Below are 13,422 nucleotides of genomic sequence, written 5' to 3'. Positions count from 1 at the left end.
AAAATATAATGAGTCAAGAAATTAGAAATCTGGAACCAAAAGTACTTTGGAACAAATTTGCAGATTTAAATGAAGTTCCGCGTCCATCGAAGAAAGAAGAGCGTGTAATTGAGTTTATGAAAAACTTTGGAAACAGCTTAGGCTTAGAAACTTTCGAAGATGAAATCAGAAACGTAATCATCAGAAAACCGGCGACTCCTGGAATGGAAAATCGTAAATCGATCGTAATGCAGGGACATTTAGATATGGTGCATCAAAAAAATGCCGATACAGTTTTTGATTTCGATACGCAAGGAATCGATATGTATGTTGATGGTGACTGGGTTCGCGCGCGTGGCACAACACTTGGAGCTGATAATGGGTTAGGAGTAGCGACAATTATGGCTATTCTGGAAAGTAAAGATATTCCGCATCCTGCAATTGAAGCTTTGTTTACGATTGACGAAGAAACGGGAATGACAGGTGCTTTAAACCTAAAAGGCGGTATTCTTCAAGGCCAGATTTTATTGAACTTGGATACAGAAGAAGATGATGAAATTGATATTGGATGTGCTGGAGGAATTGATGTAACAGCAACTAGAACCTATCATGAAGAAGAAGTTTCAGAAGGTTCTGTTGGTTATACTATTACAGTTAAAGGTTTAAACGGCGGACATTCAGGAATGGATATTCATAAAGGTTTAGGAAATGCCAATAAAATAATGAATCGTTTATTGTTTGATGCATTTGAGAATTTTGGTTTGCAAATCGTTGAAGTAAATGGAGGAAGTCTTAGAAATGCAATTCCGAGAGAAAGCGTTGCGAAAGTAATTATTTCTCAAATGTTTGATGAAGCGTATGTGTATGATATGCAGGAAATTATTTCTGATATCAAAGCGGAATACAAAACAACTGAGCCTAATTTGTCTATTGAAATCGTGAAAGGCGATTTGCCTGAAAAAGTAATGGATTTAGGAGTTCAAGAAGGGATTATCAGAGCGATTTATGCTGCTCAGAACGGAGTGTATAAAATGAGTGCAGATATGGCTGATTTGGTTGAAACGTCAAACAATATTGCTCGCGTAGTGATTAAAGATGGAGAAATCTTAGTAGGCTGTTTAACACGTTCTTCTGTTGAATCTTCAAAATTTGATTTAGCTAATTCGTTGCGTTCTGCTTTTGAGTTAGTAGGATGCGAAGTAGAGCTTTCAGGTTCTTATCCAGGATGGACACCAAATGTAAATTCTGAAATCTTAGAAGTTTTAAAAGAGATCTACGAAAAACAAAATGGAGAACAGCCAAAAGTTGTGGCTTGTCACGCCGGTTTAGAATGTGGAATTTTAGGAACAAATTATCCTGATATGGATATGATTTCTTTTGGACCAACAATTCACGGCGCACACTCTCCAGATGAAAGAGCTAGTATTTCTTCTGCAAGGAAATATTGGAAATTCGTTTTAGAAATTCTTTCTAATATCCCAGTGAAATAAAGAGTATTCAGTGTTCAGTCCCGAGTATTCGGGATAGTGTTCAGTTTAAATAGCTGCACTTTAAAATGAACTCTTACTTCATAAAAAAAAGTGGCCATTGGCCACTTTTTTTGTTTTATACTTAATAATCACTGATCACTTTTTTAGGCTGACCACTGACCACTTTTAATTTCTCTTCAAAACCTTATATTGTTCGTAACAAGCGCTGATTGCATCCATAATCTGGAGATCATTTGCACTTTGAATGAAAGAATCAGAATAGTTGCAGCGATGCATGATTTCGGGAATTTCATCCTTACTGATGCCTAATAATACTGCAACAGTTTCTCGGTCATATTTCGATTCTAAAAGCGTTCGTACCGTATCATCTTTTTTCATTTCCTTTAGTTTCTTGAGTTCTCTGGCATTTTTACCAAAAAAACCATAGAGTACGTCGGCGGGATTAAAAATAGATCCGAGGACTTTTCCGAAAGCATTTGGCGCGTATTCTCCAGCTTCGTAACCTTGTGTAAGTCCAGATATACTATAACGATAGTTTTCTTTTGTTGGAATTAATTTAGAATCGATTTCAAGATATCCTGTCAAAGAAAAAGGAGCAATAACAACTTCTTCCAAAGCAATTGCTTTTTCGGTAAGTTGAATTCTAGTCACTTTATTTTTTATCCAGTCATTTGTAACTCTGATTCTTAACGATTGAAATCCTAGAATAGAAAAATGAAGCGTATCGTTGACTTGAACATCAATTTCGAAATATCCTTTTTCGTCAGATTTTGCACCACGTACTTTATTGGTATTAATGATGTTTACCCCAGAAAGCGGTTGCTTGCTGTCGTCATTAATAACATAACCTGATACTCTTTGTGGAACTGTTGGCTGTGTATCTTGCGTATCTTGCGCAAAACCAAGGTTGGCGAGAAGTGTAAAAAAGAAAACTGCGAAATATTTCATATCCTGATTTAAAGCTCTAAAAGTAGTAAATCGGGATTAAATATCTCATAGTCTTGGAATTTAATTATAAGAAAATTAACAAAGGCAGTAGTATTGCTTTTTTGAATTACAAAACTCATTTAAAGAGAATGAAATTCTCGTAAAAAAAAATCCCAAATTCCAAGTATGTCTGGAATTTGGGATTTTGTATTTAAGAAATTGAATTATTAATCTCTTCTTGATCTTCTTGGTCTTGAGCTATCGCCGAAGTTGTCTGAACGTCTTGGAGCTCTGTCTGAACCACCTTCTGTTCTTGGAGCAGAACTTCTGAAACCGCCTTCTCTTCTTGAAGATGAGTTTCTGTCGCTTCTAAAACCTCCATCTCTAGAGCCACCATCACGTGAACCTCCGTCTCTTGAAGAATTTCTATCGCTTCTAAATCCACCTTCACGTCTTGGAGCAAAGTTTCCGTCTCTTCTAGATCCAGAATCTCTTCTTCCGCCACGGTTGTTGTGGTCACGTCTTCCGCCACCATCATTTTTAGAAATCTCAACATTAATACGACGACCTTCTAATTGAACATTGTTTAAAACGTCCATTACTTTGTCTGTAAATTGTGGATCTGTGTTAAAGAAAGAGAAACCTTCTTTTACATCAACTTTAAAGATATCATCACGACCTAAATCTAATGTTTCTTTCAAGTAATCTTTTAAAGACATCCAGTCGAAGTTGTCTCTTGAACCGATATTTACGAAATAACGAACTGCTCCGTTGTTGCTAAATTCTCTTGGTTCAGAATCTCCTCTTTCACGTCTGTCTGAAGATTGAGTAGAAATATCTCTGTTCTTTTTGTAATAAGCAATAAAACGGTTAAATTCTACTGAAACCATTTTCTTAATCAACTCTTCTTTAGATAAATCTTCCAAAACATTGTTGATTGCTGGTAAGTAGTTGTCAATTTCGTGATCAACCTCAGTATCTTTAATTTTGTTTGCTAAGTGCAATAACTGAATTTCGCAGATTTCAATTCCAGATGGAATAGTTTTTTCTTCAAATTTCTGTTTGATGATTCTCTCGATAGAAGAAATTTTACGTAATTCACTTTTTGTAACAATTACAATAGAAGTACCTAATTTTCCAGCTCTACCAGTACGTCCAGAACGGTGATTATACGTTTCAATTTCGTCAGGCAATTGATAGTTCACAACGTGAGTTACGTTATCAACGTCAATTCCACGTGCAGCAACGTCAGTTGCAACAAGCATTTGGATTTGTCTTCCACGGAAAGATTTCATTACACCATCACGTTGCGCTTGAGATAAATCTCCGTGTAACGCAGCGGCGCTATATCCATCTTCAATTAACTTTTCTGCAATAGCTTGCGTGTCTCTTTTTGTACGACAGAAAACTACAGAAAAAATGTCTGGATTAGCATCAGCTAAACGCTTTAAAGCTTCGTAACGATCACGAGCATTTACTAAGTAAAATTCGTGAGATACTGTAGAAGAACCAGAATTTTTAGTTCCTACAGTAATTTCTACTGGTTCGCTCATGAATTGTTTTGCAATTCTAGCAACCTCTTGCGGCATAGTTGCAGAGAACAACCATGTGCTTTTTTCATCTGGAGTATCTGATAAAATAGATACAATGTCTTCGTAGAATCCCATGTTTAACATTTCGTCTGCCTCATCAAGAACACAGTAATCTATGTTTTTAATGTTTACCAAACCTCTGTTAATCATGTCTTGCATTCTTCCAGGAGTTGCCACAATAATTTGTGCACCTCTCTTTATTTCTCTTGCTTGCTCTGTTATACTAGCTCCTCCGTAAACTGCTACCACATTAATACCTTTTTCGTATTTTGAGTAGTTTTTAAGTTCGTTAGTAATCTGTAAACATAACTCGCGAGTTGGCGATAAAACTAATGCTTGTGTATTTCTGTTGTCAGCATCAATTTTTTGGATTAGCGGAAAACCGAAAGCTGCCGTTTTCCCTGTCCCTGTTTGAGCCAACGCAACCATATCCGTGTCTTTTTCCAATAATAGGGGAATCGCCTTTTCCTGTACCTCTGACGGATTTTCAAATCCTAGATCTAAAATCGCCTTCAGTAACGATTCATTCAATCCTAATTGTTCAAATTTATTCATATGTGTTTTAAAATAGGGTGCAAAATTACTGTTAATTATTCAGATAAACTAATGCAGTTTTAATAATTATGTATTTGTTAAGAATTGATTATCAAAAAGTTACAGTTTTATTAAAATTATTTTTTCGATACAATGAAGAAATACGCTAAAAAACACGTCGTAAAATGTAAAATTTAGCGTCTAAAATGTTGTATTTTAAACAATTATTTTGTGGTGCTCAGAAAATCAATTAGTTGCTTAACAGCTTTTCCGCGGTGACCTATAGTATTTTTGGTTTCCAAAGGCAGTTCTGCAAAGGTCTCGTTAAAATTTTCAGGTTTAAAAATAGGGTCATAGCCAAAACCGTTTGTTCCCGTTTTTTCATGTGTAATATTTCCTTTCGCAATTCCGGTAAACAAATATTGCTGCCCTTTTAAGTTTAGAGTGATAACGGTCTTGAACTGGGCGCTGCGATTTTCTACATTTTTTAAAGCCTCCAAAAGCTTGTTCATATTATCATCTGCATTTTTTTGCTCGCCTGCATATCGGGCAGAATATACTCCAGGTTCTCCATTTAAAGCGTTTACTTCTAATCCCGTATCGTCTGCAAAACAATCGTAACCATATTTTTGAGTTACATAATCGGCTTTCAAAATGGCGTTTCCTTCAATAGTATCAGCAGTTTCTGGAATGTCTTCCAAACAGTTAATATCTTCTAAGCTTAATATTTTAATGCTTTCAGGAAGCATGCTTTGAATTTCTGCGATTTTATTTTTGTTGTTTGAAGCGAAAACGAGTTTCATAGAATTAAAGTATTTAAATGATTTTCAACACAAATTTAGAATTCTTATATTTGATATGTTAGCTAAAATTCAAATAAATGCAATTATCAGTACTTTATAAAAAAATCCTGCCTTTTGTAAAGCCGTACAGAAAAATGGTAATCGCAACTTTACTGCTAACTTTTTTAGGATCGTTTGCAGCACAGGTAAATGCTGTAATCTTAAAATATACTGTTGATACCATCAATAATTTAATGGTTGCTCATGAACCATTATCAAAAGGATTTCATTTACTCGGAATAATTAGCATTGTTTTGTTAACTAAAGAACTGGTCAATTCGGTGGTTCAGTTTGGACAAAAATTCTACGGAGAAAAACTCCGCATTTTTATCACTCGTGATATTTCTCAAACGATCGTCGAAAAAATTCTAAGCTACAGAATGGAATTTTATACTTCAGATGAAAATGAAAGCGGTAAACTGCAGACTAGAATAGATGCTGGAATTAGTAGTTTGACACGATTGGTTCAAAACTTTTTTATTGATATTCTCCCTCTTTTTGCAAATGCATTTGTGGCTTTGGTTATTATGTTTTATGCTAATGTGTATGTTGGTTTGGTGAGTTTGTGCATTATTCCTATTTACTTTTACATTAGTCAGTTACAGGCAACGAAATTGAGCGGTTTTAGAAGAAGAATGCGTAATTATCGCGAAACAAAAAATAACGGTATTATTAGTTTGATAGAATCTATAACCGTTATAAAATCGTTTGTTCGTGAACCTGCTGAAGCCGATCGTCATCAGAAAATTCAATTTGAAATGACCGAAAATCAGCTCGAAACTAGAAAAACGAGTTTTATTTTTGAAAGCATAAAAAGTTTTGTCGAGCAGATCGGAGTGGTAATCATTATTATTCTAACAGCTTATTTTGTTTTGAACAATCAAATGACAATTGGAGCGATTATGTTTCATATTATGTTGTTTAATAATGTATCATCTCCAATTCGACAATTGCATCGAATTTACGATGAAGTAAACGATGCTTTGATTTATTCTGAAGGTTTCTTTGATATTTTAGAATCTGATAATGAAATTGAAACTACGGGAGATTTTATTCCAGAGAAAATTATCGGATTAATTGAAGTTAAAAATGTAGATTTTAAATATCCAAACGGCACTCAGGCACTTTATGATGTTAATTTTACGGTGAAACCAAATGAAACTACGGCATTAGTCGGATTAAGTGGAGCTGGAAAAAGTACGATTATTAATTTATTGGATAAATTTTACCTTCCAACTTCAGGACAAATACTTTTGGATGGAAGAGATCTGAAAGATTATAACACCGATTTTCTTCGAAAAAATATTGGATTGGTTCTACAGAAAAACCATATTTTTAAAGGTACAATCGCAGAAAATATTCTCTATGGAAATCCAGAAGCCACGCATGAGGAAGTCATAGAAGCAGCAAAACAAGCCTATATTCACGAACAAGTTATTCAATTGCCAAAAGGCTACAATTCTGATGCGCATTTACTTTCTGGCGGACAGCAGCAGCGTATTGCAATTGCAAGATTATTTCTAAAAAATCCGCCCATAATATTTCTGGACGAACCAACTGCAAGTCTGGATGCAATTGCCACAGAACAAATTAAAAAATCTTTGGATGCTATAAAGAAAGACAGAACCGTAATTATTATTTCGCACAGCATTTCGCAGATTATTGACGCCTCAAATATTGTTGTTTTGGAAAAAGGAAGATGCGTAGAAAAAGGAACACACGACGAATTGTATGATAATAAAGGAGTTTACTATCAAATATTTATGGCAATGGCCAATAGTTTAAACATCGAGAAAATTACGCAAACTTTCGATTAAAATTAAGGACTAATTCATCTATTAAAAAAGCAATTGCAATTCCGAAGGTATAAGCTAGAATATCCGACCATAAAAATCCTTGTCCTAGAACATATCTACCAAAAAGTGTTTTTCTAAGTTCAATCATCCATTCTCCTTGATAAAGCTGTAAAAACTCAATGCAATAACAAATAAAAAGTGAAATTGCTGCTAAAAAGAAAAAGCTTTTTAGAGGGAAAATGATTCTAATCAGAAAGTAAATCATAACCGCATAAAGAAAATCACCAATCCAGAGAGGGATAAAAGAGATTTTTCTCGAAAGTATTCCTAAAGCAATGATGAATAGGAAAACTAGTAGATAATAGATTCTTGATTTTTTCAATTGATAAAATTTGAAAGCAAATTTATATTAAATCGTACTATATTTTAGTGCGAGAAGTTTTTTTAGTTGATGCTGTTTTTCGGTCTGAGTATTTTTGGTCTGGCTGAGCGGAGTCGAAGCCTTACTAGTACTCATAACGTATTTCTATTTGTGTTTTTGTTTTTTTAAAGCTTTGCTGACACTAAATGTTATAGAATAATTTCCTCATTTTATGTCTTCCTGAGCGGAGTCGAAGGACATGCTAGAAACTCGACAAAGAGAATCGACAATCTTTGCGGGGCTTCGACTCCGCTCAGCCTGACAAATGGCAATCTATTTGACAATCTTTGCGTAGACGCACTGCAGTGCGTCTCTACGGAAAATCTTTGCGATCTCTTAGGATATAATCTTCGCGAACCTTTGCGTAAATCTTTGCGTTTCTTTGCGGTAAAACTCGTCCTAATATATTCTCAAAACACCTTTAATAGTACATTTTTGCGGTACAAAAAATACAAACACTCTTCTACATTACTTTATTTCATAAATTTATCGGTTCAATTAACTCACTATCAAATTAACCACATGAAGGCAAAATTTTTTACGCTGATTGCAGCTTTGTTCCTTTTCTTAAATCAAGGCTATTCTCAAAAAGACAATTCGTTTAATATTAAAAAGCAATTGGATTATTGCGCAGAACAGGCATCAAAAACCTTAAAAGTGATTCCGAATGACGGAACTTCTCCGAGAACAGTTCCAAACGGAAGCAAAGAATGGAAATTTGTTGGTTACAAAGATTGGACAAGCGGATTCTGGCCTGGAGAATTGTGGTTTTTGTACGAAGCAACCAAAGATAAAAAATGGGAAAAGGAAGCCGATAAATTTAGCCGTTTTCTAACGCCATTGTCTGTTTCTAAAGCGGGAGATCACGATTTAGGTTTTCAGGTTTTTAATAGTTTTGGAAACGGGTATCGTTTGACAAAAAATCCAGAATACAAAGAAATTATTCTAAAAACGGCCGACACATTGGCAACACTTTTTAATCCGAAAGTGGGAACAATCCAGTCTTGGCCTCACAATAAAATGGGCGGTCACAATACTATTATTGACAATATGATGAACTTGGAGCTTTTGTTTTGGGCTTCAAAAAACGGAGGAAGCAAAAAACTATATGATATTGCTGTAAAACACGCCGAAACTACAATGGCAAATCATTTCAGACCAGACAATACTTCTTATCACGTCATTATTTATGATTTCGAAACTGGGAAAAAGATAAAAGGCAGAACGGCTCAAGGATACAGTGATGACAGTATGTGGGCGCGCGGTCAGGCGTGGGCTATTTATGGTTTTACAATGACTTACAGAGAAACAAAAGATCCTAAATTTTTAGATTTTGCTCATAAATTGGCACGTGTTTATTTAGATAAATTAACGACAGAAGATTTAATTCCGTATTGGGATTTTAACGCGCCAAATATTCCAAACGAACCAAGAGACGCTTCTGCGGCGGCAATTGTTTCTTCTGCACTTTTAGAACTAAGTTCATATACAAAAGACAAGAATTTAAAAGCAGAATATCTGACCAAATCTAAAAAAATGATCGTTTCACTTTCAGATCATTATCAGAGTCATGATGTTAATTCAGCATTTTTATTGCATTCAACGGGTCATAAACCTGCAGGAAGTGAGATCGATTGTTCTATAAATTACGCAGATTATTACTATCTTGAAGCACTTTTAAGACTTCAGAAACTAAAATAAAAGATTATGCTAAAGAAAATAAGCCAAATTGCATTTGCAATAATCACAGTTTTAATGCTTGTAAGCTGTAAAAACACCAAACAAAAACTTCAAGAGTATGTTGTTACGTATAATAAAACGATAGCTCCAAGTTTTAGAGCAGATAATGTAACCCTTACTACAGCAAGAGGTTATATTAACGATGATAAGATTGAATTGCGTTTTGAAACCGATTTAGAGCAAAATGAAGCAAATAAATCGGCTGCGGTTATTTCTTTTCCGAAATTGATCAAAGGAATGATTGATAAAGATCAAGTTCCAAGACAATTGATTGAAGAAGGAGTTCAGTTTGATGTTTATTTTCTAGCAGATGATAATACAGTTCTAGACAAAGAAGTGCTAAGTGGCGAATCTCTGAAAGATTTTTTGAAATAATGAGGTAAGTTTTACAGTAAAATAAACCGTTTTAATTCTTACATATTAAAAGTCTCTTTAAACTTTATTTAAAGAGACTTTTTTGTATTTGAACTAAAAGTAAAATCTAAAACAAACGTTTTTATTCTTACAATTTTTTCTTTTTTAAGTACATAATGAGTTTGTATTCAAATAATTATACAAGTGTTTTTTGTTACTGGGTGTTGTTTTTATGTTGTGAATTAGTTATGTTTGAGTTAAAAAATAACTATTAAACCAAAAAATTATGAAAAAAATTACCCAAATCGCATTTGCTGTTGCTTTTGCATTGTTTTTAGTTAGCTGTAAAAATACCAAGCAGAAAATTCAAGAACATGTAAGTAATTATAACAATTCTTCTTCTATAAAAGGAAGCGGTATTACGAGCACAACGGCAAAAGCTTTTCTAAATGAAAATAAAATCGAAATTAGGATTGAAACCAATTTAGAAGAAAATGATGCAAACAAATTAGCCTACAAAGAATCTTTTCCAGCTCTGTTAAAAGAAATGGTTAAAAACGACCAGATCTCTTCTTCGCTAATTGCAGAAGGAGTAAAGTTTGATGTTTATTTCTTGGCCTACAATAATGCTATTTTAGCACAAGAATTGGTAGATCAGGAAGAATTGGCAGTTTTGGAAGGAGCCGCGAGCCCAAATAAAGAAACGGCAAAATTATAGTTTTAAAAAAACCTCTTCATCTGAAGAGGTTTTTTAATTATGAGAACTGCGTAACGTTTTTCAAATTATCAGGGAAATATTGATCAGATAAATTGGCAAATTCGTCACCTCGCATGAAAATACTAATGTCTACGTCTGCAAAACTGCTTTTCCCTGCTGCAGCCAAAAGTTCATTTGCAGCATGCAATGTATTTTTATGGAAGTGAAAAACTCTTTCAGATTTATCTGTAACCACCAAACCTTTCATCAGCATTTTGTTTTGTGTAGCAACCCCAGTTGGACATTCGTTATTATGGCAGCGAAGCGCTTGAATACAGCCTAAAGAAAACATAAATCCTCTCGCACTGTTGCACATATCGGCTCCCAATGCAATTGCATGTAAAATAGAATAGCCAGAAATAATTTTTCCGCTTCCTATAATGCGCATTTTATCGCGAATCCCTAAACGGACTAAAGTTTTATTAACGAAAATTAATGCAGGTTCAAAAGGCATTCCAACACCATCTGCAAATTCTAGCGGAGCTGCTCCAGTTCCACCTTCTGCGCCGTCAACTGTTATAAAGTCTGGATAAATATCTTCGTTGATCATCTCTTGGCAGATCGCTTCAAATTCGGCAGTATTTCCAATACACAATTTAAATCCGATTGGTTTTCCGTTAGATAAATCGCGTAATTGTTTAACGAAATAAATTAATCCTTTCGCATCAGAAAAAGCATGATGGCCAGGAGGAGAAAGAATCGTCGTATGTGGCTGCACGCCTCTAATTTTGGCAATCTGTTCGGTGTTTTTTGCGGCTGGTAATACACCTCCGTGACCTGGTTTTGCACCTTGCGAAAGTTTAATTTCGATCATCTTTACATTCGGAAGATTCGCTTTTGCAGAGAAATTTTCGGGACTAAAATTTCCTTCTGCATCACGGCATCCAAAATATCCCGTTCCAATCTGCCAAGTAATATCGCCGCCTCCTTCTAAATGATAATCGGTTAATCCTCCCTCTCCAGTATTCTGGTAGAAATTTCCTTTTTTTGCACCAAGGTTAATGGCACGAACGGCATGTTCGCTTAAGGAACCAAAACTCATTGCTGAAACATTAAATAACGAAGCAGAATAAGGCTGTTTGCAATCTTTTCCGCCAACTAAAACGCGAGGAAGTTCCTCATTTACTTTTGCTGGAAAAATAGAATGTTTTATTCCTTCATAGTTTTCTGTGTTCAAGTTTAATTGTGTTCCAAAAGGCGTATTCGAATCAATATTTTTGGCTCTTTGGTATACTAAAGAACGCTGATTTCTAGAAAAAGGCTTTCCGTCTGTAGATCTTTCAATAAAGTACTGTTGAATTTCTGGCGCAATCATTTCAAACAAATACCTGAAATAGCCCAAAACAGGAAAGTTTCGCAAAATAGCATGTTTCTTTTGCGAAGCATTATAAACTCCGACAATCAATAAAAGAGGAATAATAAAAACGAGTAAATAACCGCGTCCAGTATAGTAGTAAATTGCAGCAACAATTAGAAACAATAAGAATCCGTAAATAAAGAATTTTTTTCTCATGTTTTTAAAAAATTAAATAGGTAATAAATGTAATCTTAGTTGAATCTTAAACGCACATAAACGTGTTTGATTCCTTTTTTGTCCGATTCTCTTTCGTCGATTTCTAAAATATCGGTCAATGATTTAAGCATCGGAGTCAGTTTAGAATAACCATAGTTTCGAGGATCAAATTCAGGTTTTTTCTTCACAATCAAATTGCCGACATCGCCTAAAAATGCCCAGCCATCGTCGTCTTCAATGTCGGTAATGGTATCTTCTATAAGTTCTATAGTTTGCTTGTCTATTTTGTGAAGTGCTTTGTCAGAAGGTTTTTCTACAGGTTTTTTAGTATCAGCAGCGACTGCTTTTGGTTTTTTCTTTTGAGTGGCGCCGTCCAAAACTTCAATATAAATAAATCGGTCGCAGGCAACAATAAAAGAATTTGGTGTTTTCTTTTCTCCAATACCAATCACTTTCATACCCGATTCGCGAAGTCTTATGGCAAGCCGTGTAAAATCGCTGTCACTAGAAACAATACAGAAACCGTCTAATTTGCCAGAATAAAGCAAGTCCATGGCATCAATAATCAAAGCAGAATCTGACGAATTTTTTCCAACTGTATAACTGTATTGCTGAATAGGAGTAATAGCATGTTCTAATAAAACGCCTTTCCAGCCATTTGCATTAGGTTTTGTCCAGTCTGCATAAATCCTTTTTGTGGTTGGCGTTCCTAATTTTGCAATTTCTTCCATCATGCCTTTTACATTACTGTAAGGCACATTGTCTGCATCAATAAGAACTGCCAGTTTTAAATCTTTTGAATTGCTTAAAGGCATTATTTTAATATTTAAAATTAAATACTCTCAAAGTTAAAATTAAAATTGGTTTTTATAAGAATCCAATGCCGAATAAGTTTTTCAATTAGCACTAATTAGTTTCATTATAAATAATATTCAGTAGTTATAAAATTAATTAAAGATAAATTTGTCTTTTATGTAAAACCTATATATCTTTGCTAAGAATAATTAAAGGATGTATGTTTTCAAAAGCGTGTGAATACGGAATAAGGGCTTCAATATTTATTGCAACCAAATCTTCAAAAGGGATTAGAGTTGGAATAAAAGATGTTGCAAAAGAAATCGATTCTCCAGAACCATTTACCGCCAAGATTATGCAGATTTTGACCAAAAATGGCATTATTCATTCGGCAAAAGGAGTAGGGGGCGGCTTTGAGGTTTCTCCAGAAGCATCAAAATCAATAAAATTAATTCAGATTGTAGATGCTATAGACGGAAATAAAATTTACAGCGGCTGCGGTATTGGTTTAAAAGAATGTTCAGAAGAGCATCCTTGTCCTGTTCATCATGAATTCAAGAAAATACGAGGTTTGCTTTTAGAAATGCTGACTAAAACAACTTTAGAACAACTCGCTTCAGACGTAAAATCGGGCGATTTCTTTTTAAAAACATTGAATATAAACGATTAATATTAAATAAAT

General features: G+C 34.5%; 12 protein-coding genes. 6 read left to right on the top strand and 6 right to left on the bottom strand.

The genetic code is table 11. The features are described 5' to 3' along the window. Positions 1-8: 8 nt before the first annotated feature. Positions 9-1,469 (top strand): aminoacyl-histidine dipeptidase, encoded by a 1,461-nt coding sequence (locus ACWA1F_RS09075; RefSeq protein ID WP_456893461.1) that lies wholly within the window; start codon positions 9-11, stop codon positions 1,467-1,469. A 165-nt stretch (positions 1,470-1,634) separates the two neighbouring features. On the opposite strand, the gene ACWA1F_RS09070 is transcribed toward ACWA1F_RS09075, so the two are convergent. The 3 genes from ACWA1F_RS09070 to ACWA1F_RS09060 form a co-directional block, all read right to left on the bottom strand. Next, positions 1,635-2,417 (bottom strand): carboxypeptidase-like regulatory domain-containing protein, encoded by a 783-nt coding sequence (locus tag ACWA1F_RS09070; protein ID WP_306156629.1) that lies wholly within the window; start codon positions 2,415-2,417, stop codon positions 1,635-1,637. 206 nt (positions 2,418-2,623) lie between these two features. Beyond that, positions 2,624-4,543 carry a DEAD/DEAH box helicase gene (locus ACWA1F_RS09065; RefSeq protein WP_306156628.1) on the bottom strand — a complete coding sequence of 640 codons (1,920 nt, stop codon included), beginning with the start codon at positions 4,541-4,543 and terminating at the stop codon, positions 2,624-2,626. A 203-nt stretch (positions 4,544-4,746) separates the two neighbouring features. Continuing rightward, positions 4,747-5,325: a non-canonical purine NTP diphosphatase gene (locus tag ACWA1F_RS09060; protein ID WP_456893459.1), complete on the bottom strand. Its 579-nt coding sequence runs from the start codon at positions 5,323-5,325 to the stop codon at positions 4,747-4,749. A gap of 77 nt (positions 5,326-5,402) precedes the next feature. On the opposite strand from ACWA1F_RS09060, the gene ACWA1F_RS09055 reads away from it, so the two are divergent. Then, positions 5,403-7,181, top strand: coding sequence for an ABC transporter ATP-binding protein (locus ACWA1F_RS09055; protein WP_456893457.1), 1,779 nt, complete (start codon positions 5,403-5,405; stop codon positions 7,179-7,181). On the opposite strand, the gene ACWA1F_RS09050 is transcribed toward ACWA1F_RS09055, so the two are convergent. Further along, positions 7,162-7,542, bottom strand: a complete 381-nt coding sequence (locus tag ACWA1F_RS09050) for a ribosomal maturation YjgA family protein (protein WP_456893455.1) — start codon at positions 7,540-7,542, stop codon at positions 7,162-7,164. The genes ACWA1F_RS09055 and ACWA1F_RS09050 overlap by 20 nt on opposite strands. Positions 7,543-8,103: 561 nt before the next feature. Between ACWA1F_RS09050 and ACWA1F_RS09045 the strand changes: the two genes are divergently transcribed. The 3 genes from ACWA1F_RS09045 (at position 8,104) to ACWA1F_RS09035 (ending at position 10,393) form a co-directional block, all read left to right on the top strand. Continuing rightward, positions 8,104-9,282: a glycoside hydrolase family 88 protein gene (locus tag ACWA1F_RS09045; RefSeq protein ID WP_456893453.1), complete on the top strand. Its 1,179-nt coding sequence runs from the start codon at positions 8,104-8,106 to the stop codon at positions 9,280-9,282. Positions 9,283-9,288: 6 nt separating this feature from the next. Then, entirely contained in the window at positions 9,289-9,696 is a 408-nt protein-coding gene (locus ACWA1F_RS09040; RefSeq protein ID WP_456893451.1) for a hypothetical protein, read from the top strand. Between the two features lie 265 nt (positions 9,697-9,961). After that, on the top strand, positions 9,962-10,393 hold the full coding sequence (locus tag ACWA1F_RS09035) for a hypothetical protein (protein WP_456893449.1): 432 nt from the start codon (positions 9,962-9,964) through the stop codon (positions 10,391-10,393). Positions 10,394-10,430: 37 nt separating this feature from the next. On the opposite strand, the gene ACWA1F_RS09030 is transcribed toward ACWA1F_RS09035, so the two are convergent. Both ACWA1F_RS09030 and ACWA1F_RS09025 read right to left on the bottom strand, forming a co-directional pair. Continuing rightward, on the bottom strand, positions 10,431-11,945 hold the full coding sequence (locus ACWA1F_RS09030) for an FMN-binding glutamate synthase family protein (RefSeq protein ID WP_306156615.1): 1,515 nt from the start codon (positions 11,943-11,945) through the stop codon (positions 10,431-10,433). A gap of 35 nt (positions 11,946-11,980) precedes the next feature. Further along, the gene (locus ACWA1F_RS09025; protein ID WP_306156613.1) at positions 11,981-12,760 is read right to left on the bottom strand and encodes an NYN domain-containing protein; all 780 of its coding nucleotides are present in this window, start codon (positions 12,758-12,760) and stop codon (positions 11,981-11,983) included. 200 nt (positions 12,761-12,960) lie between these two features. Here ACWA1F_RS09025 and ACWA1F_RS09020 point away from each other — a divergent pair, with 200 nt between their 5' ends. Continuing rightward, complete coding sequence (locus tag ACWA1F_RS09020; protein WP_306157028.1) at positions 12,961-13,410, top strand: RrF2 family transcriptional regulator; 450 nt, start codon at positions 12,961-12,963, stop codon at positions 13,408-13,410. Positions 13,411-13,422 lie beyond the last annotated feature (12 nt).

The sequence above is a fragment of the Flavobacterium erigeronis genome (genome assembly GCF_054075165.1).
The sequence above is the reverse complement of the archived record's forward strand: the minus strand, read 5'-3'. Positions and strand labels throughout refer to the sequence as shown.